This is a genomic window from Streptomyces sp. NPDC002602 (assembly GCF_042889445.1).
Lineage (GTDB): Bacteria > Actinomycetota > Actinomycetes > Streptomycetales > Streptomycetaceae > Streptomyces.
On record NZ_JBIAQX010000003.1, the window covers coordinates 184,382 to 205,132 of the forward strand.

Here is a 20,751-nt window from a genome sequence, read left to right on the forward strand (position 1 = left end):
CGCGGTTGGGCCGGTGGACGCCATGCGGTGCACGTACCGCCCGCCCTGTCCGGGCCGGAGCGTGCGAGGTCCGCATGCGCCCGCTCGTGCCCGCGCCGTCGGTGTTCCCGGAGCCGAGCAAGGGAGAGCTCCCCCCGTGACCATCGCGCCCTCCGCACCGCGCGCAGAGTCCGTTCCGTCCGAGTCCGCGATCGAGACCGCGATCACGTCCGGGGGACCCGGGGCCGCGCTGCTGCGCACCCTGACCGAGCTGACGGCCGACCTTCCCGACACCGACCCCGGCCGGGTCGCCGCCGCCGCGCTCCGCGGCCGCAGCGCCGCCTCCGACGAGGCCGAGCTGCGCGGGCTGGCGACCGAGGCCGCCGCCGGTCTGATCTCCGAGGACCCGGCGTACTCCCGGCTGGCCGCGCGCCTGCTGACGCTGGCCGTCCGTGACGAGGCCGCGGGCCAGGGGTCCACCTCCTTCTCCGCCTCCGTCGAGGTCGGCCACCGCGAGGGCCTGATCGCCGACCGCACGGCCGCGTTCGTGGCGACCCACGCGAGCCGGTTGAACGCGCTGGTCGAGCACGCGCTCGCCGAGGGCGCCGACGACCGCTTCGGGTTCTTCGGCCTGCGCACCCTGCACAGCCGCTACCTGCTGCGCCACCCCCTCACCCGCCAGGTCATCGAGACCCCGCAGTACTTCATGCTGCGCGTGGCCTGTGGTCTCGCGGAGAACGAGACGGTCCAGGCCGTCGAGGAAGTGGCCTCGCTCTACCGGCTGATGAGCCGCCTCGACTACCTTCCGTCCTCCCCCACCCTCTTCAACTCCGGCACCCGGCACCCGCAGATGTCCTCCTGCTACCTGCTGGACTCCCCGCTGGACGAGCTCGACTCGATCTACGACCGCTACCACCAGGTCGCCCGCCTGTCGAAGCACGCCGGCGGCATCGGCCTGTCGTACTCCCGCATCCGCGCCCGCGGTTCGCTGATCCGCGGCACCAACGGCCACTCCAACGGCATCGTGCCGTTCCTGAAGACCCTCGACGCCTCCGTCGCGGCCGTGAACCAGGGCGGCCGGCGCAAGGGCGCCGCCGCCGTCTACCTGGAGACCTGGCACGCGGACATCGAGGAGTTCCTGGAGCTGCGCGACAACACCGGCGAGGACCAGCGCCGTACGCACAACCTGAACCTGGCCCACTGGGTGCCGGACGAGTTCATGCGCCGCGTCAACTCCGACTCCGACTGGTCGCTGTTCTCCCCGGCCGAGGTCCCCGAGCTGGTGGACCTGTGGGGCGACGAGTTCGACGCCGCCTACCGCGCGGCCGAGGCGGCCGGCCTGGCCCGCAAGACCATGCCCGCCCGGGAGCTGTACGGCCGGATGATGCGCACCCTCGCGCAGACCGGCCAGGGCTGGATGACGTTCAAGGACGCCTCCAACCGCACGGCGAACCAGACCGCGGAGCCGGGCACGGTCGTCCACTCCTCGAACCTCTGCACCGAGATCATCGAGGTCACCAACGACGGCGAGACGGCCGTCTGCAACCTCGGTTCGGTCAACCTCGGCGCGTTCGTGGTCGACGGCGACATCGACTGGGAGCGGCTGGACTCGACCGTCCGGACCGCCGTGACCTTCCTCGACCGCGTGGTGGACATCAACTTCTACCCGACCGAGCAGGCCGGGCGTTCCAACGCCCGCTGGCGTCCGGTGGGTCTGGGCGCGATGGGCCTCCAGGACGTCTTCTTCCAGATGCGGCTGCCCTTCGACTCCCCCGAGGCGCGGGCGCTGTCCACGAAGCTCTCCGAGCGGATCATGCTGGCCGCGTACGAGGCCTCCTGCGACCTCGCCGAGCGCAACGGCCCGCTCCCCGCCTGGGAGCAGACCCGTACCGCCCGCGGCGTCCTGCACCCGGACCACTACGACACCGAGCTGAACTGGCCGGAGCGCTGGGAGGCGCTGCGCGCCCGGGTCGCGACCTCCGGCATGCGCAACTCGCTGCTCCTCGCCATCGCCCCGACCGCGACGATCGCCTCGATCGCGGGCGTGTACGAGTGCATCGAGCCCCAGGTCTCCAACCTCTTCAAGCGCGAGACGCTCAGCGGTGAGTTCCTCCAGGTGAACGCCTACCTGGTGGCCGAGCTGAAGCGGCTCGGCGTGTGGGACGCCCAGTCCCGCGAGGCGCTGCGCGAGGCCAGCGGCTCGGTGCAGGGCTTCGGTTGGATCCCGGCCGAGGTGCGCGAGCTGTACCGCACGGCGTGGGAGATCCCGCAGCGCGGCCTGATCGACATGGCGGCGGCCCGTACGCCGTTCCTCGACCAGTCGCAGTCGCTGAACCTGTTCCTGGAGACGCCGACCATCGGGAAGCTGTCCTCGATGTACTCGTACGCCTGGAAGCAGGGCCTGAAGACCACGTACTACCTGCGCTCGCGCCCGGCGACGAAGATCGCCCGCGCGGCGTCCGGCTCCGCCGTCCCGGCGGCGGCCGCCCCGCTTCCGCAGGCCGTCGACGCCGACGCGCTGGCCTGCTCCCTTGAGAACCCCGAGTCCTGCGAGGCCTGCCAGTAATGAGCTCCAACGAGAACAAGAACCTCCTGGACCCGGGCTTCGAGCTCACGCTCCGCCCGATGCGCTACCCGGACTTCTACGAGCGCTACCGCGACGCGATCAAGAACACGTGGACGGTCGAGGAGGTCGACCTGCACTCGGACGTCGCGGACCTCGCGAAGCTGACCCCGTCCGAGCAGCACATGATCGGCCGCCTGGTCGCGTTCTTCGCGACGGGTGACTCGATCGTCTCGAACAACCTCGTGCTGACCCTGTACAAGCACATCAACTCCCCGGAGGCGCGGCTGTACCTGTCGCGCCAACTGTTCGAGGAGGCCGTGCACGTCCAGTTCTACCTGACGCTGCTCGACACCTACCTGCCCAACCCGGACGACCGGGCGGCGGCGTTCGACGCGGTCGAGGAGATCCCCTCGATCCGCGAGAAGGCGCAGTTCTGCTTCAAGTGGATGGACTCGGTCGAGAAGATCGACCGACTGGAGACGGCCGCCGACCGGCGCCGTTTCCTGCTGAACCTGATCTGCTTCGCGGCGTGCATCGAGGGCCTGTTCTTCTACGGTGCCTTCGCGTACGTGTACTGGTTCCGCTCGCGCGGCCTGCTGCACGGTCTGGCCACCGGCACCAACTGGGTGTTCCGTGACGAGACCATGCACATGAACTTCGCGTTCGAGGTCGTCGACACGGTCCGCAAGGAGGAGCCGGAGCTCTTCGACGACGCCCTCCAGCAGCAGGTCACCGACATGCTGAAGGAGGCCGTCGAGGCGGAGCTGCAGTTCGGCCGCGACCTGTGCGGTGACGGCCTGCCGGGCATGAACACCGAGTCGATGCGCGAGTACCTGGAGTGCGTCGCGGACCAGCGTCTGGTGCGCCTGGGCTTCCCGGCGGTGTACGGCTCGCAGAACCCGTTCTCGTTCATGGAGCTGCAGGGCGTCCAGGAGCTGACGAACTTCTTCGAGCGCCGCCCGTCGGCCTACCAGGTGGCGGTCGAGGGCACCGTCGACCTGGACGAGGACTTCTGAGTCCCCTTCCTCTCACGGCCGTACGACGTGGCAGCGCCCCCGCCCACGGGGTGGACCTCCCGGATCTCCGGGGGTCCCGGGCGGGGGCGCCGCCGTGTTTCCCGGACGGCCTCCTCCCGCTCGCGGGCGGCTCGCAACTGCCGGTCGACGCGGCGTTCGAGGAGGAGTCCGTACAGGGCCGGGCCCGCGAGGAGGCCGGCGACGGCGAGGACGACGAGGTGGCTCAGAAGCGTGTTCACCCCTCCACTCTCGCGAGGCCGGCGAAAACCCGACAGTGGCAGGACTGTCATGGAAGTGCGAATTACTGCCACACTGGCGGCATGCTGACCAATGTGGCCGTGGCCCTCGCCAACGGGGTCGCCCCCTTCGAACTGGGGATCTTCTGCGAGGTCTTCGGACTCGACCGCAGCGACATGGGGCTGCCGGTCTACGACTTCGCCGTGTGCGCCGCGGAGGACCGGCGGTCCACCACCGGCGACGGACACTTCGACATCGTGGCCCCGCACGGGTTGGAACGGCTGGAGGTCGCGGACCTGATCTGTCTGCCGGCCGACCGCACGGCCCCGACCCGGGAGTACCCCGAGGAACTGCTGGAGGCCCTGCGCCGGGCCGTGGACCGGGGGGCGCGGCTGCTCAGCGTGTGCAGCGGGGCCTTCCTGCTCGGCGCGGCCGGGCTGCTCGACGGGCGGCGCTGCACCACGCACTGGATGCACGCCCCGGCCCTGGCCCGCCGCTTCCCGAAGGCCGTCGTCGACCCGGACGTGCTCTACGTGGACGAGGGCTCGGTGATCACCGCCGCGGGCACCGCCTCGGGCATCGACGCCTGCCTGCACGTCGTACGACAGGAACACGGCGCGGAGGTGGCCAACACCATCGCCCGGCGGATGGTCGTACCTCCCCACCGGGACGGCGGCCAGGCCCAGTTCATCCAACGGCCGCTGCCCCGCACCTCCTGCGACACGGTCGGGGAGGTCATCGCCTGGATGGCGCGCCACCTGGACGAGGAGATCACGGTCGAGCAGCTCGCGGACCGCGCGCACATGGCCCCGCGCACCTTCGCCCGCCGTTTCCAGCAGGAGACCGGTTCCACTCCGTACCAGTGGGTGCTGCGTCAACGCGTCCTGTTGGCGCAGGAGTTGCTGGAATCCTCCGACGAGACGATCGACGCCATCGCGGGCCGCTGCGGCTTCGGCAACGGGGCGGCGCTGCGCCACCACTTCCTGCGGGCCCTGGGCACCACGCCGAACTCGTTCAGGCGCGCCTTCCGGGGCCCGCAGGCCGTGGCGTAGACCGGCTCGGGCGGAGCGGCTCAGGCGTTCGGGACGACCTCGTAGCGCGGGGTGCCCTCGTCCATCTGTCGCAGGGCGTCCTTGCGGTCGCGCTTCGAGAGGCGGTCGATGTACAGGTACCCGTACAGGTGGTCCGTCTCGTGCTGGAGGCAGCGCGCGAAGTAGCCGGTGCCCCGGACCTTGATCGGGTTGCCCTGCGCGTCCTGGCCGGTGACCTCGGCGTAGTCCGGGCGGGCCAGCGAGGCGTAGGCCGTCGGGACCGACAGGCAGCCCTCGTTGGAGTCGTCCAGCACGCGGGCGCCGACCGGCAGCTCGACCAGCTTCGGGTTGACGACGACACCGGTGTGCCGCTTGCCGTCGTCGTCCGGGCAGTCGTAGACGAAGACCTTGGCGTCCACGCCGATCTGGTTCGCGGCCAGGCCCACGCCCTCGGCGGTCTTCTGGCTCGCGAACATGTCGTCGATCAGCCCGGCCAGTTCGTCGCCGAACTCGGTGACGTCCTTGCATTCCCGGTGCAGGACCGGATTGCCGACCACCGTGATGGGGCGGGAGGTGCCGCGCTCACGGTAGGCGAGCTCGCGCGCCTCACAGTCCTCCGTGTCCACGACGTAGCCCTCTTCGTCGACCGGGACAACCTGGTTCTCCTGCTGCGCCATGTCCGCCGTACGCCTTCCGTAAGTCCGCCGAGTCACCGATGTGACCCGTACAGCCTACGGCCCCGACTCAGCAGACTTCCTCCAGATCCCGCCACTCGCGACTGTCCGGGCTGTCCGCCACCCAGCCGTCGAGGAGCCCGCGCACCAGACCGGCCGGCGCCGCGATGCCGCACTCGCGCTCGGGGACCCACAGGGAACCGGAACCGGCGGTGCGGTGGCCCAGCGGGCCGGGATGGCCGGGCTCGCTGTGATCGTGCGGGTCCGGGTGCTGCTCGTCGCCCTCGTCGCTCGGCATCGCGCTCTCGGAGCACGTCCGGCACAGCAGCCGCACCGACGAGGACCAGTCCTCGGCGGCGAAGCCCGCGTCGGAGGCCAACTGCTCCAGGGCGTCGCGGTCGGCCTCGGTGGCCGCCTCCAGCAGCACCACCCAGGTCGGCACCGGCGACGGCGCCCACAGCTCGATCTCGTCGAAGACGGGGTAGGAGGGGCCGGCGGCGGTGATGCGCTCGCCGTGCGGCACCCCGTCGTGCAGGACGACCTCGCCCCAGCGCCGCCCGGAGGACGGCAGCGGGATCGAGAGGACCTCGATCCGGGCCGGATCGAGCCTGCGACCCCAGACAACCTCGGCCTCGCCCTCGGGCGAGAGCCGCACGGCGGCGCTGCCCAGTTCCATGCCGACGGGCTCGCCGGCCCCGCCCGTGCCGTGCGGGTCCCCCGGGACCTTCAGGCCGTACGCCTGCCAGGCCCGGCGGGCCAGCGGCCAGTCCTGGAGCGCGGTCGCGGCGATGCCGACGTTCCACCAGTCCGGGGCGCCCGTCTCGCGGTCCAGCAGGGCCACCGCGCGCAGCCCGGCGGCCCGCGCCTGCTCCCAGTCGTGCCGGAACTTGTGCAGCAGGGCCAGGTTGAACCAGGACTCGGACAACCAGGGCTCCAGGTCGGCCGCCCTGGTCAGCAGCGCGCCCGCGTCCTCGTACCGCCCGTCGCCGATCAGCGTGAACGCGCGGTCGGTGGCCTGCCGCCACGAGGCGGAGGGCCGATGCCGTACCTTCCCGAAGATCCTCACGATTCCCGCCTGCCGGTCCAACGGTGCAGCCTTGCGGACACCCTCACGGACACTCCCACTCGCATCCAACCATGCCCACTCGGACGGCCGCTCATTACCCATGGGTTACCCAGGCGGGACGGGAACGACTCGGGCACGTCCGCCCCTGGCCAGAACCCTCGCCAGGGACTCCACGACCTCCGGCTGGTAGTCGTGCCCGGTACCCAGCCGCAGACGCTCCAGGGCGGCCAGTGAGCCGCCCGGGTGACCGCTTCCGCCGCACAGGTCCTCGTAGGCGTTCACCGCGCGCACGATCCGGGCGGCGACCGGCTGCTCACGGTACGGATCGGCCTGCCGCTCCACGACCACCGCGACCTCCGTCGGCACCCCCGTCTGCCGGGCCACCTCCCCGCCCAGCCCGGCGATCCGGCGGGCCTCGGCGGCGGGCAGCCCGGCGGTCGCCCCGGCCGGGACCGGGTCGACGAGGGACAGCTGCCCGATGTCGTGCATCAGCGCGGCGTACTCCAGCACCGTGAGCTCGCGCTCGGACAGCCCCAGCTCCCGCCCGACGGCGCAGCTCAGCGCGGCCACCCGCAGGGAGTGGCCCGGGCGGGTGTACCCGGCGATCTCGGTGGCCCGGGCGAGGGAGGTGATGGTCTCGCGGTAGGTGGTGCGGATCGCGGTGATCCGGTGGAAGGACAGTTGGGTGAGCAGCAGCGGCACGCTGAAGACGGGCAGGACCCACACCCCGGCCACGGCCACGGCCAGCGCCATGACCAAACCGGTCGCGCAGATCGCCGAGCCGATCCCGACGAGCGCGCGCAGCTCGTCGCGCAGCAGGGGCCCGTACGGCCACCCGGTGCGGGACGCGGCGAGCGCGGCGGCGAGGACCGCGTCGCACAGGGCCGTCAGGCCGAGCAGGAGCAGCAGGAAGAGCACGAGGTACGGGCCCTCGCCGACCCTGTCCTCCAGTCGGCCGGAGTCGTGGAGCGGCTGGAAACAGGCGGCGGCGAAGCCGACCGTGAGCACCTGGCGGGCCACGTGGTCGAGGGCGGGCCCGCGGCCCCGCGCCACGTGCGGCACCAGCCCGACGAGGGCTGCGGCGAGCACGACGGCGACGGTCTGCAGGACCCCGTGGTGGGTGGGGTGCCCGGCGTTCTGCCCGAGCAGGGCGTACGCGAGGGCTCCGGCGGAGCCGAGGGGCGCGGGCCGGCGGTCCTCGGCCGTGAGGTTCCCGGCGGCGTCCCTGTGGTCGCGGCGGGCGAGTTCCCCGACGGCGACGAGGCCGCCGAAGGCGAGGGCGACGCCGGTGTCGGCGAGGCCGTGCCACAGGGTGTGGGCCAGGGCCACGAGGGTGAGCAGGGCGGCGGCGGCGCGTACCGCGGGGGCGGTCGGCCCCCTCACGGGCCGGTTCCGGGTCGGGGTCCGGGGCGCGGCCCGGGGCCGGTTCCGGTCGCGGGGCGCACCCGGGGCGTCCGGCCTCCGGGGGCACGGTCGGGTGCGGGAGCCTCGTCCCGGGGCCGGCCCGGCGGGCCCGGATCCGCGGGCGCCGCCGACGGACCGCCCTGGGTCGGCAGCCCGGGCAGCGTGCCCTCGGCGGGGACGCCGGGCCCGCCCGGCCCGGCCGGAGCGTCACCGATCACCTGGAGGTCGTCGTCGGAGGTGACCACCGGGTGCCAGCCCAGGCGCCCGATGGCGCCGACCAGGGCCCGCACCATGGCCGGGTCGAACTGTGTCCCCGCGCACCGCTCCAGCTCGGCGAGCGCGACCGGCACCGGCCGCGCCCTGCTGTACGAGCGCGTCGACGTCATCGCGTCGAAGGAGTCGGCCACCGCCACCACGCGGGCCGACACCGGGATCTGCTCGCCGCGAAGCCCGTACGGATACCCCGACCCGTCGACCCGCTCGTGGTGGTGGAGGATCGCCGCGCGGGCCTCCCCCAGGAAGCCGATGCCGCGCACCATCTCGTGCCCGTACTCGGGGTGCAGCTCTATGATCCGACGTTCCTCGGGGGTCAAAGGGCCGTCCTTGCGCAGGAGTCGGGTCGGTACGCCGATCTTGCCCACGTCGTGCAGGATGCCGGCGATGCGGACGACTTCCGTCCGCTCGTCCGCCATCCCCAGCTCGCGGGCGATCATCGCCGAGGCCTGACCGACCCGCTCGCTGTGACCGCGCGTGTAGCGGTCCTTGACGTCCACGGCCTGCACCAGCGCGCGGATCGTGGCCTGGTGGGCGGTGCGCTCGCGGTGGTACTGGGCGAAGACCCAGCAGGAGATGTACATCGGCAGCAGGACCAGCAGGGCGGCGGGCAGTCCGTACGGGCTGCGCCACATGACGGCCATCATCAGCCCGGCCAGCCCGTGCACGCAGTGCGGGGCCAGGGAGCGCACCGACAGAGCCGCCCGGACGGTGGCCCGGGGCCGCCGCTCGGCGGCGACGAGGATCGCCCCGTCGAGGAGGGTGAGGACCAGACAGAAGGCGACGGCGGCGGCCGCCGCGGGAAGCAGCAGGTAGGGGAAGTCGGCGACCCACGCGATCGGATCGGCGCCCGGCAGGCCGCCGGCGGACGGCCGGGGAATCCCGCTCGCGACCGGCCCTCGCCCGTCGAGCGCGGCCGGTCCGCCGAGCAGCCCGTACGTGCGTCCCGCCACCCAGGCGGCCGTCGCCTGCTGCGCCGCGTGCCACACCCGGCGCACGCCCGCCGGTCGCCGGACCACCGGTCCGGCCAGGGCCCCGGGCACGGCCACGAGCGCGGCGGCGGAGGGCGGCAACAGGAAGACGGCGGCCAGCACGACGGGGAAGAAGGTGCCGATGCCCTCGGGCACCCGGCCGGTGAGGCGTGGGCAGATCCGCACCGACTCACAGCCGAGGTAGAGCACGGCGAGCAGCGAGACGGTCGGCCAGCGGGTGTCGGGGCGGAGTGCGGCCGGAAGCACGCACACCGATGCCACGAGGACCGCGCACACGACGAGGACGCGCGCCGCCGGTGGAAGTACCCGCATGGCGCTCTCCTCCCCCTGGGCCGTGTACGGCGGGCACCGGAGCGGACCGGTACCGGAAGGGGAGAATAGGTGGGGTCCCACGTGAAGTGGGCCACATTTTCACATTGTGTCGTTCGGGTGCCCCCGGATTAGCACCTTCGAGTGAACGAAGGGAACGGCCGGGGGCGGTTGTTCGGAAAGGCGCGGCCGGCGAATCCCGGGCGATGGGGAAACGAACGCTTTCGACTAGCCCGTCGCGGGATCGGCCGTGACGTCGTGGTCGGGCACGGCCTGCCCCGAACGGATCAACTCGATCCGTCCCATCACCTTCGAGCGCAGATCGGTCGGCACGTCGTCCGAACCGCAGCAGCGCTTGACCAGCTTCTTCACGGCCTGTTCGAGGCCGTACTTCTCAAGACAGGGATTGCACTCGCCGAAGTGTGTCTCGAACTTCGTGCAGTCGCTGTCGGGCATCTCGTGGTCCAGGAACTCGTAAAGGTGATCCAGGACCTCGGCGCACTCCGTCTCGTGCGGCTCTCCGCAGCTCATGAGCCCGAGCCTTTCAGGTCGTTCGACTCTCCGGCACCGGCGGGGACCAGCCCGCGCTCACGGGCATAGTCCTCCAACATTCCGCGGAGTTGACGGCGCCCACGGTGCAGTCGGGACATGACCGTGCCGATGGGTGTACCCATGATGTCCGCGATCTCCTTGTACGCAAAGCCCTCTACGTCGGCGAGATAGACCGCGATGCGGAACTCCTCCGGAATGGCCTGGAGCGCTTCCTTCACATCCGAGTCGGGCAGGTGGTCGAGCGCCTGCGATTCGGCGGACCGAAGGCCCGTCGACATGTGCGACTCGGCGCGCGCCAACTGCCAGTCCTCGATCTCCTCCGCGGCACTGCGCTGCGGTTCGCGCTGCTTCTTGCGGTAGGAGTTGATGAACGTGTTCGTCAGGATGCGGTAGAGCCATGCCTTGAGGTTGGTGCCCTCGCGGAACTGGTGGAAGGACGCGTACGCCTTCGCGTACGTCTCCTGGACCAGGTCCTCGGCGTCGGCCGGGTTGCGCGTCATGCGCAGCGCGGCGGAGTACATCTGGTCGAGGTAGCCGAGGGCGTCCCGCTCGAAGCGCGCGTTGCGCTCCGGGGTCGTCTCCTCCGCGTGGCCTTCGTCGGTCCCGGCGACAGGACCCACCTCCTCCGACAGCGTGGCGGCTCCGAAAGCGGATCCGCTCGAATCGGAGAATAGTCGACCTTCCCGGCCCTCCGCCGCCCGAAGCGTCCCGCGCTTGGGGGCGGGCAGCACCGTCCAGTCCAGGTCAGCGGCCTGCGGACGGTTCTGGCTGATGACCTGGGTCATGCGCTCCCTCTCCTCCGACGAACTTCCCGTACGTACCGACATTCGGCACAACAGAAGGCCCGGGCCCGGCATTCCCGGGGCCTGTGGGGGTTTCCCGGATCCGTCAGGTCGACTCCGCGGGGCGCGTGATCCGGATCACGCGGGAATGTGTCAGGTCGAGCCCCCGGCCCGGGTCGCCGGCCGTGCGGGGGCTCGGAGCGCGGGCCGTGCGGGGGTTCGGGGCGACAACCGTCCGAGGGCTCCGCCGGCAACCCTCGGAGGGCTCACAGCGACAGTCGTCCGAGCCATCGCGCGACGGCCCCGGTGATCACGTCGAGGGTCTCGTCCTGGGTCCGGTCGGCCCTCTTCGGCACGGCGAACCCGTGGTCGCCGTGCTCCACCGCGACGAGTTCGTACGGATCGTCCCCGGTCGGTTCGGGAAACTCCTCGGGCCGGCCGAAAGGATCCCGGCTCCCTTGGACCACCAGGGTGGGCCGCCCGGCGCCCAGCAGCTCCTCGGCCCGGGACTTCTCGGGCCGGCCCGGCGGGTGCAGCGGGAACGCCAGCGCGAGCACCCCGGCCGCGCCCAGCTCGGCGGCGGTCCGGCAGGCCACCCTGGCACCGGCGCTGCGTCCGCCGGCCACCACGGGCGGTCCGGGCCGGGTCAGCGCCGGCCACAGCCCGCGCCAGCCCTCGTCGAGCACCTTGGGCGCGGCGGCGACCTTCTTCCCGGCGACCCGCCATGGCTGTTCGACCAGGGCCACGGTGATCCCGCGGGCCGGCAGGGCGGAGGCCAGCGCCCGCAGGTCCCGGGCCTCGATCCCGCCGCCGGCGCCGTGGCTCACGGCGAGCACGAGCCGGGCCTTACCGGCCGTGGCGGGGTGCCAGGTGACGCGGGCCTCGCCCGCCGGCGTCGGGACGCTCTCGGTACGCGTGGTCATGCGCCCCATCCTGCCCGGGTCAGAAGAGGGTCTCCTCCTCCGGCGCGGCCAGTTCCGCCAGCAGCTCGGGGCCGTTGTTGCGCACGTTGCTGACGGCGGTGGACACCGCGTACGCCCGCATGAGCCCGCCGGGCGGCGGCGCGAGCAGCGCCTGGAGCTCGTCGGGGTCCGTGCGCGCCGGGTCCAGCCAGGGATCCCACTTGTCCGGGGTCAGCATCAGCGGCATACGGGGGTGGATGTCGGACAGCGAGCGGGGTCCGTCGGCGGGGGCCACCCCCAGCGGCCCGGTCTCGGCCTCAGTGGTGATGACCGAGCAGGTCGCCCACCAGGCCGCCGGATGGTCGTCGGGCAGGGTCCGGTCGCGCCAGAACTCGTAGATCCCGGCCATGGCGAAGACGGCGCCGTCGGAGGGCAGCACGAAGTAGGGCTGCTTGCGGGCCCGCTTCTTCTTCCCCTCGACCTCCAACTGCCGCTCGTCGTGGGCGGTGACCCACTCGTAGTAGCCGTCGGCGGGGATGATGCAACGGCGCTGGGCGAACGGGCGGCGGAAGGACGGCTTCTCCGCGAGGGTCTCGGCGCGGGCGTTGATCATCCGGGCCGCGCCCTCGGGGTTCTTGGCCCAGGAGGGGACGAGCCCCCACTTCACCACCCGCAACTGTCGAACCGGACGCGGGCTCGGCGCGTCCTTCAAGGGACGGTCGAGGACGATGTGGACCTCTTTCGTCGGCGCCACGTTCCAGTCGGGTGCCAGGGACTCCTCGGGCTCCCGCTTCTCGACGCCGAAGATTCCCGCCAGATCCTCCGGCGCCCGACTCGCTGCATACCTTCCGCACATGCCTGCAACACTGCCACGACACCCGCCCACCACCGCAAGGAGTCCGCCACTCCATGGACAGCATCACGACGGCCGGTCTCTGGGACCGGCTGACCGGCATACAGCCCGAGCCCGAGCTGTGGCTGGTGATCGCGACCGGGGTCGTCGCCATGGCAGCCGTGGCGCCCCGCCCGGTGTGGCGGATCTCCCGCAACGCGATCACCATCGCGCACGAGGGCGGTCACGGGCTGCTCGCGCTGTTGACCGGGCGCCGCCTCGACGGGATCCGGCTGCACTCGGACACCAGCGGGGTCACCGTCAGCCGGGGCAGGCCGACCGGGCTCGGCATGGTCCTGACGGCGGCCGCCGGGTACACGGCGCCCTCGCTGCTCGGCCTCGGCGGGGCCGCGCTGCTGTCGGCGCACCGGATCACGCTGCTGCTGTGGGCGGCGACCGCGCTGCTGGTGGCGATGCTGGTGATGATCCGGAACGCGTACGGGCTGCTCACGGTGGTGCTGACCGGGGCCGGCTTCGTCCTGGTGTCCTGGCTGGCCCCGGCCGAGGTCCAGGCGATGTTCACGTACGGGGTGGTGTGGTTCCTGCTGCTGGGCGGGGTCCGGCCGGTGTTCGAGCTCCAGGCCAAGCGGAGGAACGGTGGAGCCCCGGACTCGGACGCGGACCAGCTCGGTCGGCTCACGCACGTGCACCCGGTCGTCTGGCTGCTGATGTTCCACGCCGTCGCGCTGTGTTCGCTGATCGGCGGCGGGCGCTGGCTCCTCGCCCTCTGAGACGGGGACGACGACCGGCCGGCGATCAAGATCCGGGTACGGGCGGAGCCACTAAAGTGGAGGCCATGACCGAGACCCCCGCGCTCCACGCCCTCTGGCCCGCTCCGCTCGCCGACGGCACCGTCCACGCCACCGTCACCGTGCCGGGTTCCAAATCGGTCACCAACCGGGCCCTGGTGCTCGCCGCACTGGCCTCCGAGCCGGGCTGGGTGCGCCGCCCGCTGCGCTCGCGCGACTCGCAGCTGATGTCGGACGCCCTGCGCGCGATGGGCGTCGGCATCGAGGAGACCATCTCCTCCAGTTCCGCCGACGGTGACAGCGGCGAGGCCTGGCGGGTCATCCCGGCCGCGCTGCACGGTCCGGCCACCGTCGACGTCGGCAACGCGGGCACGGTCATGCGCTTCCTGCCGCCCGTGGCCACCCTGGCCGGCGGCGACATCCGCTTCGACGGCGACCCGCGTTCCTACGAGCGCCCGCTGGGCGAGGTCATCAACGCGCTGCGCGTCCTCGGGGCCCGCATCGACGACGACGGCCGGGGCGCGCTGCCCCTGACCGTCCAGGGCGGCGGGGCCCTGGAGGGCGGCACGGTCGAGATCGACGCCTCCAACTCCTCCCAGTTCGTCTCGGCGCTGCTGCTGTCCGCGCCGCGGTTCAACCAGGGCGTCGAGGTCCGGCACATCGGTTCGACCCTGCCGTCCATGCCGCACATCCGGATGACGGTGGAGATGCTGCGCGCGGCGGGCGCCCAGGTGGACACCCCGGAGGCCGGCGGCGAGAAGGACGTGTGGCGGGTCGCGCCCGGCGCGCTCCTGGGCCGCGACATGGTCGTGGAGCCCGACCTGTCCAACGCGCAGCCCTTCATGGCGGCGGCGCTGATCACCGGCGGCACGGTCACCATCCCCGACTGGCCGCGCCGCACCACCCAGCCCGGCGACGCGCTGCGCCGCATCTTCACGGAGATGGGCGGTTCCTGCGAGCTCACCGACGCGGGTCTGGTCTTCACCGGCACCGGGAAGATCCACGGCATCGACGTGGACCTGGGCGAGGTCGGCGAGCTGACCCCGGGCATCGCGGCGGTGGCGGCGCTGGCCGACTCCGAGTCCATCCTGCGCGGTGTCCGGCACCTGCGGCTGCACGAGACGGACCGGCTGGCGGCGCTGACCGCCGAGATCAACGGGCTCGGCGGCGATGTCACCGAGACCGCCGACGGACTGCACATCCGCCCGCGCCCGCTGCACGGCGGTGTCTTCCACACGTACGACGACCACCGGATGGCCACCGCGGGCGCCGTGATCGGTCTGGCGGTGGAGGGCGTGCTGATCGAGAACGTGGCGACGACCGCGAAGACCCTGCCGGACTTCCCCACGATGTGGTCGGACATGCTCGCGGGATCGGGAGCGTAGGGCCCGTCATGCGCAGGTACGGCAAGAACACCGACGAGGACGACATCCGCTCCCGCCCGAACCGCAAGGGCAATCGGCCGCGTACGACCATCCGCCCCAAGCACGAGGACGCCTCGGAGGGCTTCGTCCTGACCGTGGACCGCGGCCGGCTGACCTGCCTGGTCGAGGACCGCACGGTGCACGCGATGAAGGCGCGCGAGCTGGGCCGCAAGGCGGCGGTGGTCGGCGACCGGGTCTGGATCGTCGGTGACCTGTCCGGCAAGAAGGACACCCTCGCCCGGATCGTGCGGATCGAGGAGCGCCGGTCCGTCCTGCGGCGCACCGCGGACGACGACGACCCGTACGAGCGGGTGGTCGTCGCGAACGCGGACCAGTTGGCCATCGTCACGGCGCTGGCCGATCCGGAGCCGCGGCCCCGGATGATCGACCGCTGCCTGGTGGCGGCGTACGACGCCGGCCTGGAGCCGCTGCTGGTGCTCACCAAGTCCGACCTGACCTCCGCCGACAAGATCCTGGAGATCTACTCGACCTTCGGTCTGAACTACGTGGTGACCAACCGCGAGGAGCTGGCGACGGGCGACGCGGCGGAGCGGGTGCGCGAGCGTCTGAACGGCCGGGTCACGGCCTTCGTCGGCCACTCGGGCGTCGGCAAGACCACCCTGGTCAACTCGCTCGTCGCGGCGGACCGGCGGCGCGCCACCGGCCACGTGAACGCGGTGACCGGCCGCGGCCGGCACACCACCACCTCGGCGCTCGCGCTGCCGCTGCCCTCGGGCGACGGCTGGGTGATCGACACCCCGGGCGTGCGCTCGTTCGGTCTGCACCACGTGGATCCGTCCCGGGTGATCCTGGCCTTCCCGGAACTGGTGCCCGGTACCGAGGGGTGTCCGCGCGCGTGCAGCCACGACGAGCCGGACTGCGCGCTCGACAAGTGGGTCGAGGACGGCCACGCGGACCCGGCGCGGCTGTACTCGCTGCGCCGGCTGCTGGAGACGCGGGAGCGCCGCGAGGGCGACTGAGCCGAACGGCGGCCCGGCCGTCCGGCGGCGGGCCGGGTTTGTGGGACCACCGGTCGGGATAAATGCTTGTTCGCACCAAGTGACGCGATGTCACATGACGCGGGGAGGCGTACGCCATGGCGTGGCTGCTGGTCGTGGTCGCCGGAATCCTGGAAACGGGCTTCGCGGTGTGCCTCAAGCTGTCCCACGGTTTCACCCGTCTGTGGCCGACCATCGCCTTCGCCTGTTTCGCGCTCGGCAGCTTCGGCCTGCTGACGCTCGCGCTGAAGAAGCTCGACGTGGGTCCGGCGTACGCGGTGTGGACGGGCATCGGGGCGGCCGGGACCGCGATCTACGGCATGGTCTTCCTGGGCGACCTGGTGTCCACGCTCAAGCTCGTCTCGATCTCGCTGGTCATCCTCGGCGTCATCGGACTTCAGCTGTCCGGTTCGGCGCACTGACCAGGCGCAGCAGTTCCCCGGTGCCCGGCTCCTCCCCCGGGGCGATCACGTAGGACAGCGCGAGTCGTACGACGAGTTCGCACCGCCCCGCCGTCTCGGGCGTGAGCGCGGTGGACGCCCGGTCGCGGACCGCCCGGATCAGTTCGCCGGGGCCGAGCGCCGGGACGCCCGGTCGGGACCCGCGTCCGGGCGGAGCCGGCAGGTTCCCGTTCCACGAGCCGGTCAGCAGGGCCTGGACCAGGGGGCGTGCGCGGGCGGCCCGTACGGTCCACTCGGCCACTCCCGCGAGCCGGTCGGCGGTGCCCGCCTGGGCGGCCAGGGTCCGGTCCACGCCGTCGAGGTACCAGTCGGCCTCGCGGCGCACCAGGGCCCGGCCAAGGCCCGCCTTGCCACCGAACTCGTTGTAGAGGGTCTGCCGGGACACCCCGGCGGCGGCCGCCACGTCGACCATCCGCACGGCGGGCCAGGGGCGCGCGGACAGCGCCGCTCCGGCCGCTTCCAGCAAGGATTCCCGGGCCGCCGGCATCGACGCCTCCCCCGATTGGCTCACCCGATTGACTCTCCGGCCAGAGTTGACGGGTCGACAGATCCTGTCAAGGGCGCCTCTCGGCCGCAGCGTGGACGGCGTTCGCCGGGCCGCGACAGTCTCGATACTGTTCGACCATGCCCGAGTATGACGATGACCTCCGCCTTGCCCTTGAGCTCGCCGACGCGGCGGACGCCGCCACGATGCAGCGCTTCCGCGCCCTCGACCTGCTGGTCGAGACGAAGCCGGACATGACCCCGGTGAGCGAGGCCGACAAGGCCGCCGAGGAGATCGTCCGGGCCGGGATCCTGGCCGCCCGCCCCGGGGACGCGATCCTGGGCGAGGAGTACGGGCTCCAGGGCGACGGGCCGCGCCGTTGGGTCGTGGACCCCATCGACGGCACCAAGAACTACGTGCGCGGGGTTCCGGTCTGGGCGACCCTGATCTCCCTGATGGCCCGGGACCCCGAGGACGCGGACGGGTCGTTCCGCCCCGTGGTCGGCGTGGTCTCCGCGCCGGCGCTGGGCCGCCGCTGGTGGGCGGCGCAGGGCGGCGGCGCCTTCGCGGGCGGCGCGCTGGGCGAGACCACGCGGCTCGGGGTGTCGAAGGTCGCGACCCTGGACGACGCCTCCTTCGCCTACTCCTCGCTGAGCGGCTGGGAGGAGCAGGGCCGGCTGCCCGGCTTCCTGGACCTGTCGCGCGCCTGCTGGCGCACCCGCGGCTACGGCGACTTCTGGCCGTACATGATGGTGGCGGAGGGCTCGCTCGACCTGTGCGCCGAGCCGGAGCTGAGCCTGTGGGACATGGCCGCCCTGGCGGTCGTGGTCCAGGAGGCCGGGGGGCGCTTCACCGATCTGGACGGGGTCGAGGGCGTGCACGGCGGGAACGCCGCTGCCTCGAACGACCTGCTCCACGAGGAGATGCTGACGCACCTGCGCCCGCGCGCCTGAGGTCCGGGCGGGCCGGGTCCGGGACCGGGTTCCGGACCCCTGAGGCCCCCGCGACCGGGGGCCCGGGCGCGTCCCGTGCCGGCGGATGCGCCCGCGTGTGCGGAACGCGCCCCCTTGATGACCCTCCGTGTTCGTGGGAATCTGAGGATCCCCCCGCTTGTGCGCTTGTGAAGGGCTTCTCGAAGTGCGACCGCACGGCCTTCGCCCCGCGCACCCACCCGAGCGGGGGATCACCCAGGAGGTGGCTCCCTTCATGCTCGTCCGTGACGCCATGAGCACCGTGATCCTCACCCTCGGCCCCGCACACACCCTCCGTCAGGCGGCCTGCCTGATGTCCGGCCGGCGCGTGGGCGCGGCCGTCGTCCTCGACCCCGACCACAGTGGAATCGGCATCCTGACCGAGCGCGACATCCTCAACTCGATCGGCGCGGGACACGACCCCGACCGCGAGTCCGTGGGTGCGCACACCACCAACAACGTCGTGTTCTGTACTCCGGAGGCCACCGTGCAGGAGGCCGCCGAGGCCATGGCGCACGGCGGTTTCCGGCATCTGATCGTGCTGGAGGACGGCGGCCCCGTGGGCATCGTGTCCGTCCGTGACGTCATCCGCTGCTGGGCGCCGGCCCGGCGCAGCGTCGTTCCGGCGTAGTCCTCCCGGGGCGGGGCCCGCCGGCCCGGGCTCTTGGACGGTACGCCGACGGGCCGGCCCTCCCGAGGGAGCGCCGGCCCGTCTTTCGCCACGACAAGCGGTGCGTCAGCCGCGAAGGGCCTGGACCGCGGCCTCCAGCCGCTTGCCGAAGTCTCCGTCCGCCTGGCGGAAGTTGTCGATCGCGCGCTCGACGATGTCGTCGCGCGAGACCTTGGCGATGAACCCGGACAGGTTCTCGATCAGCCGGGCCTTCTCGTCCTCGGAGTAGAGGCGGTAGAGGTTGCCCGCCTGGACGAAGTCGTTGTCCTCGCGGTGCACCGCGGCCGGGTGGTTGCCCGTGCCGCCCGTGAGGGGAACCGACTGCCACAGCGGGCGGTCGGTCTGGTGCGGGCCGCCGAAGCTGTTCGGCTCGTAGTTCTTCGCGCCCTTGTGGCGGCCGTCGTACAGGTGGCCGTCACGGGAGTGGGTGCGTGCCTCGGTGGCGTGCGGGCGGTTCACCGGCAGGTGGTCGGCGTTGATGCCGACGCGGTAGCGGTGGGCGTCGCCGTAGCCGAAGAGACGACCCTGGAGCATCTTGTCCGGGGACGGTCCGATGCCGGGGACGAAGTGGGCCGGGCTGAAGATGCTCTGCTCGACCTCGGCGAAGACGTTCTCCGGGTTGCGGTTGAGCTCCAGCTTGCCGATCTCGATCAGCGGGTAGTCCGCGTGCGGCCACACCTTGGTGAGGTCGAACGGGTTGAAGCGGTACTCGGCCGCCTCGGCCGCGGGCATGATCTGGACCTGCACGGTCCAGGACGGGAAGTCACCGCGCTCGATGGCCTCGCGCAGGTCGCGCTGGTGCGAGTCGGGGTCCTCGCCGGCGAGCCGGTTGGCCTCGTCCTGGGTGAGGTTCTTGATGCCCTGGTCGGTCTTGAAGTGGTACTTGACCCAGAAGACCTCGCCGGCCTCGTTGTTCCACTGGAACGTGTGCGAGCCGAAGCCGTTCATGTGGCGGTAGGAGGCCGGGATGCCTCGGTCGCCGAAGAGCCAGGTGACCTGGTGGGTCGACTCGGGGCTCAGGCCCCAGAAGTCCCACACGTTGTCGGCTTCCTGCGAGCCCGTGTACGGGTCGCGCTTCTGGGTGTGGATGAAGTCGGGGAACTTGATGGCGTCCTTGATGAAGAACACCGGGGTGTTGTTGCCGACGAGGTCGTAGTTGCCCTCTTCGGTGTAGAACTTCAGCGCCCAGCCGCGGGGGTCGCGCACCGCGTCGGCGCTGCCGAGGTTGCCCGCGACGGTGGAGAAGCGCAGGAACGTCTCGGTCTCCTTGCCGACCTCGGACAGGAACTTCGCCCGGGTCCACTGCGAGACGTCGCGGGTGAGCGTGAAGGTGCCGTAGGCGCCGGCGCCGCGGGCGTGCACCACGCGCTCCGGGATCCGCTCGCGGTTGAAGTGCGCGAGCTTCTCCAGCAGGAGCTGGTCCTGGATCAGGACGGGGCCGCCGATGCCGGCGGTCTCGCTGTTCTGGTTGTCCGCGACCGGAGCCCCGGCCTCCGTGGTGAGCGGTCCCTGCGTCACGTGCGCCTCCTGCGTCATTCCTGCCTCGTCCTGTCCTCGGCCCGACCTCGGGCCGCGCCGTGCTCGATCCTATGATGGACTTTGTCCAAGTCAAGTGAGCATCCAATCTCGAACTCGTTCGGGAGTTACACGGAGTCCCCACACTGTTAGGCTGGCGTCCATGAGTGACCTGCTGCAACGACTCCGCGGACGCGGATGGCGCATGACCGCACAGCGGCGCGTCGTGGCCGAGGTGCTCGACGGTGACCACGTTCACCTGACGGCGGACGAGGTGCACGCGCGCGCCGTGACCAGGCTGCCGGAGATCTCCCGGGCGACCGTCTACAACACCTTGGGCGAGCTCGTGTCCCTCGGCGAGGTCCTGGAGGTGTCCACGGATCGCCGCGCCAAGCGGTACGACCCGAACGCGCACCAGCCGCACCATCACCTGGTGTGCGCCCGCTGCGGCGCGATCCGCGACGTCCACCCGGCCGGCGACCCGCTGGCAGACCTGCCCGACGGCGAACGCTTCGGCTTCGTGGTCTCCGCGGTCGAGGTGACGTACCGAGGGGTCTGCCCGAACTGCGCGGTCGCCTGACCCCACCCCGAACGACACGAAGGGCCCGGAAGCACGCTTCCGGGCCCTTCTCGTTCGTGACGCGCTTTCCATCCGGGAACGATCCGGAAACGACCGAAGGCCCGGATCCATGGGATCCGGGCCTTCGGCCTTCAGTAGCGGGGACAGGATTTGAACCTGCGACCTCTGGGTTATGAGCCCAGCGAGCTACCGAGCTGCTCCACCCCGCGTCGGTAAACCCGACT

Annotated in this window: 21 protein-coding genes and 1 tRNA gene; 10 read left to right on the forward strand and 12 right to left on the reverse strand. The window is 71.9% G+C overall.

Annotated features, from left to right (window positions below; genetic code table 11):
* Nucleotides 1-136 precede the first annotated feature (136 nt).
* Together ACFYW3_RS10130 and ACFYW3_RS10135 are read left to right on the forward strand one after the other, a co-directional pair.
* Nucleotides 137-2,545 carry a ribonucleoside-diphosphate reductase subunit alpha gene (locus ACFYW3_RS10130; RefSeq protein ID WP_351749127.1) on the forward strand — a complete coding sequence of 803 codons (2,409 nt, stop codon included), beginning with the start codon at nt 137-139 and terminating at the stop codon, nt 2,543-2,545.
* Entirely contained in the window at nt 2,545-3,561 is a 1,017-nt protein-coding gene (locus ACFYW3_RS10135) for a ribonucleotide-diphosphate reductase subunit beta (protein ID WP_351378411.1), read from the forward strand. Before ACFYW3_RS10130 ends, ACFYW3_RS10135 begins: the two co-directional genes overlap by 1 nt.
* On the opposite strand, the gene ACFYW3_RS10140 is transcribed toward ACFYW3_RS10135, so the two are convergent.
* Nucleotides 3,513-3,800 (reverse strand): hypothetical protein, encoded by a 288-nt coding sequence (locus ACFYW3_RS10140; protein WP_351749125.1) that lies wholly within the window; start codon nt 3,798-3,800, stop codon nt 3,513-3,515. The genes ACFYW3_RS10135 and ACFYW3_RS10140 overlap by 49 nt on opposite strands.
* An 81-nt stretch (nt 3,801-3,881) precedes the next feature.
* Here ACFYW3_RS10140 and ACFYW3_RS10145 point away from each other — a divergent pair, with 81 nt between their 5' ends.
* Nucleotides 3,882-4,850, forward strand: a complete 969-nt coding sequence (locus ACFYW3_RS10145) for a helix-turn-helix domain-containing protein (protein WP_351749123.1) — start codon at nt 3,882-3,884, stop codon at nt 4,848-4,850.
* 20 nt (nt 4,851-4,870) lie between these two features.
* Here the strand turns inward: ACFYW3_RS10145 and def are convergent, their stop codons facing one another.
* From def to ACFYW3_RS10185, 8 genes are all read right to left on the reverse strand, one after another.
* Entirely contained in the window at nt 4,871-5,506 is a 636-nt protein-coding gene (gene def / locus ACFYW3_RS10150) for a peptide deformylase (protein ID WP_351378402.1), read from the reverse strand.
* Nucleotides 5,507-5,573: 67 nt separating this feature from the next.
* Nucleotides 5,574-6,569, reverse strand: coding sequence for a hypothetical protein (locus ACFYW3_RS10155; RefSeq protein ID WP_053676495.1), 996 nt, complete (start codon nt 6,567-6,569; stop codon nt 5,574-5,576).
* Nucleotides 6,570-6,674: 105 nt separating this feature from the next.
* Nucleotides 6,675-7,952, reverse strand: coding sequence for an HD domain-containing protein (locus ACFYW3_RS10160; protein ID WP_351749119.1), 1,278 nt, complete (start codon nt 7,950-7,952; stop codon nt 6,675-6,677).
* Nucleotides 7,949-9,550, reverse strand: a complete 1,602-nt coding sequence (locus ACFYW3_RS10165) for an HD-GYP domain-containing protein (protein ID WP_389386041.1) — start codon at nt 9,548-9,550, stop codon at nt 7,949-7,951. The genes ACFYW3_RS10160 and ACFYW3_RS10165 overlap by 4 nt, the downstream gene beginning before the upstream one ends.
* 225 nt (nt 9,551-9,775) lie before the next feature.
* Complete coding sequence (gene rsrA / locus ACFYW3_RS10170) at nt 9,776-10,078, reverse strand: mycothiol system anti-sigma-R factor (protein WP_053676413.1); 303 nt, start codon at nt 10,076-10,078, stop codon at nt 9,776-9,778.
* Nucleotides 10,075-10,719 carry a sigma-70 family RNA polymerase sigma factor gene (locus tag ACFYW3_RS10175; protein WP_008741505.1) on the reverse strand — a complete coding sequence of 215 codons (645 nt, stop codon included), beginning with the start codon at nt 10,717-10,719 and terminating at the stop codon, nt 10,075-10,077. The genes rsrA and ACFYW3_RS10175 overlap by 4 nt, the downstream gene beginning before the upstream one ends.
* 428 nt (nt 10,720-11,147) lie before the next feature.
* Nucleotides 11,148-11,804: an alpha/beta family hydrolase gene (locus ACFYW3_RS10180; protein WP_351749113.1), complete on the reverse strand. Its 657-nt coding sequence runs from the start codon at nt 11,802-11,804 to the stop codon at nt 11,148-11,150.
* A 19-nt stretch (nt 11,805-11,823) separates the two neighbouring features.
* Complete coding sequence (locus ACFYW3_RS10185; RefSeq protein ID WP_351749110.1) at nt 11,824-12,639, reverse strand: SOS response-associated peptidase; 816 nt, start codon at nt 12,637-12,639, stop codon at nt 11,824-11,826.
* Between the two features lie 53 nt (nt 12,640-12,692).
* Here ACFYW3_RS10185 and ACFYW3_RS10190 point away from each other — a divergent pair, with 53 nt between their 5' ends.
* From ACFYW3_RS10190 to ACFYW3_RS10205, 4 genes are all read left to right on the forward strand, one after another.
* The gene (locus ACFYW3_RS10190) at nt 12,693-13,406 is read left to right on the forward strand and encodes a M50 family metallopeptidase (RefSeq protein WP_389386042.1); all 714 of its coding nucleotides are present in this window, start codon (nt 12,693-12,695) and stop codon (nt 13,404-13,406) included.
* A gap of 65 nt (nt 13,407-13,471) precedes the next feature.
* On the forward strand, nt 13,472-14,809 hold the full coding sequence (gene aroA / locus ACFYW3_RS10195; RefSeq protein WP_351749107.1) for a 3-phosphoshikimate 1-carboxyvinyltransferase: 1,338 nt from the start codon (nt 13,472-13,474) through the stop codon (nt 14,807-14,809).
* Between the two features lie 8 nt (nt 14,810-14,817).
* Entirely contained in the window at nt 14,818-15,828 is a 1,011-nt protein-coding gene (gene rsgA / locus ACFYW3_RS10200; protein ID WP_351749104.1) for a ribosome small subunit-dependent GTPase A, read from the forward strand.
* A gap of 116 nt (nt 15,829-15,944) precedes the next feature.
* Nucleotides 15,945-16,268: a multidrug efflux SMR transporter gene (locus tag ACFYW3_RS10205; protein ID WP_030225858.1), complete on the forward strand. Its 324-nt coding sequence runs from the start codon at nt 15,945-15,947 to the stop codon at nt 16,266-16,268.
* Here ACFYW3_RS10205 and ACFYW3_RS10210 read toward each other — a convergent pair.
* The gene (locus ACFYW3_RS10210; protein ID WP_351749325.1) at nt 16,234-16,794 is read right to left on the reverse strand and encodes a TetR/AcrR family transcriptional regulator; all 561 of its coding nucleotides are present in this window, start codon (nt 16,792-16,794) and stop codon (nt 16,234-16,236) included. The genes ACFYW3_RS10205 and ACFYW3_RS10210 overlap by 35 nt on opposite strands.
* A gap of 137 nt (nt 16,795-16,931) precedes the next feature.
* On the opposite strand from ACFYW3_RS10210, the gene hisN reads away from it, so the two are divergent.
* Entirely contained in the window at nt 16,932-17,744 is an 813-nt protein-coding gene (gene hisN / locus ACFYW3_RS10215; RefSeq protein WP_389386043.1) for a histidinol-phosphatase, read from the forward strand.
* A 253-nt stretch (nt 17,745-17,997) separates the two neighbouring features.
* Nucleotides 17,998-18,393: a CBS domain-containing protein gene (locus ACFYW3_RS10220; protein WP_351749099.1), complete on the forward strand. Its 396-nt coding sequence runs from the start codon at nt 17,998-18,000 to the stop codon at nt 18,391-18,393.
* A gap of 105 nt (nt 18,394-18,498) precedes the next feature.
* On the opposite strand, the gene ACFYW3_RS10225 is transcribed toward ACFYW3_RS10220, so the two are convergent.
* The gene (locus ACFYW3_RS10225) at nt 18,499-19,968 is read right to left on the reverse strand and encodes a catalase (RefSeq protein ID WP_351749096.1); all 1,470 of its coding nucleotides are present in this window, start codon (nt 19,966-19,968) and stop codon (nt 18,499-18,501) included.
* Between the two features lie 142 nt (nt 19,969-20,110).
* On the opposite strand from ACFYW3_RS10225, the gene ACFYW3_RS10230 reads away from it, so the two are divergent.
* The gene (locus ACFYW3_RS10230; RefSeq protein WP_351749094.1) at nt 20,111-20,527 is read left to right on the forward strand and encodes a Fur family transcriptional regulator; all 417 of its coding nucleotides are present in this window, start codon (nt 20,111-20,113) and stop codon (nt 20,525-20,527) included.
* A gap of 135 nt (nt 20,528-20,662) precedes the next feature.
* Here the strand turns inward: ACFYW3_RS10230 and ACFYW3_RS10235 are convergent.
* A tRNA-Met gene (locus ACFYW3_RS10235) sits at nt 20,663-20,736 on the reverse strand.
* Nucleotides 20,737-20,751 lie beyond the last annotated feature (15 nt).

Coding starts and splice junctions, on each gene's coding strand:
- ACFYW3_RS10230 (WP_351749094.1), top strand. CDS start 20,111: ATGAGTGACCTGCTGCAACGACTCCGCGGACGCGGATGGCGCATGACC.
- rsgA (WP_351749104.1), top strand. CDS start 14,818: ATGCGCAGGTACGGCAAGAACACCGACGAGGACGACATCCGCTCCCGC.
- def (WP_351378402.1), bottom strand. CDS start 5,506: ATGGCGCAGCAGGAGAACCAGGTTGTCCCGGTCGACGAAGAGGGCTAC.
- rsrA (WP_053676413.1), bottom strand. CDS start 10,078: ATGAGCTGCGGAGAGCCGCACGAGACGGAGTGCGCCGAGGTCCTGGAT.
- ACFYW3_RS10210 (WP_351749325.1), bottom strand. CDS start 16,794: ATGCCGGCGGCCCGGGAATCCTTGCTGGAAGCGGCCGGAGCGGCGCTG.
- ACFYW3_RS10205 (WP_030225858.1), top strand. CDS start 15,945: ATGGCGTGGCTGCTGGTCGTGGTCGCCGGAATCCTGGAAACGGGCTTC.
- aroA (WP_351749107.1), top strand. CDS start 13,472: ATGACCGAGACCCCCGCGCTCCACGCCCTCTGGCCCGCTCCGCTCGCC.
- ACFYW3_RS10180 (WP_351749113.1), bottom strand. CDS start 11,804: ATGACCACGCGTACCGAGAGCGTCCCGACGCCGGCGGGCGAGGCCCGC.
- ACFYW3_RS10145 (WP_351749123.1), top strand. CDS start 3,882: ATGCTGACCAATGTGGCCGTGGCCCTCGCCAACGGGGTCGCCCCCTTC.
- ACFYW3_RS10225 (WP_351749096.1), bottom strand. CDS start 19,968: ATGACGCAGGAGGCGCACGTGACGCAGGGACCGCTCACCACGGAGGCC.
- ACFYW3_RS10190 (WP_389386042.1), top strand. CDS start 12,693: ATGGACAGCATCACGACGGCCGGTCTCTGGGACCGGCTGACCGGCATA.
- ACFYW3_RS10185 (WP_351749110.1), bottom strand. CDS start 12,639: ATGTGCGGAAGGTATGCAGCGAGTCGGGCGCCGGAGGATCTGGCGGGA.
- ACFYW3_RS10220 (WP_351749099.1), top strand. CDS start 17,998: ATGCTCGTCCGTGACGCCATGAGCACCGTGATCCTCACCCTCGGCCCC.
- ACFYW3_RS10165 (WP_389386041.1), bottom strand. CDS start 9,550: ATGCGGGTACTTCCACCGGCGGCGCGCGTCCTCGTCGTGTGCGCGGTC.
- ACFYW3_RS10135 (WP_351378411.1), top strand. CDS start 2,545: ATGAGCTCCAACGAGAACAAGAACCTCCTGGACCCGGGCTTCGAGCTC.
- hisN (WP_389386043.1), top strand. CDS start 16,932: ATGCCCGAGTATGACGATGACCTCCGCCTTGCCCTTGAGCTCGCCGAC.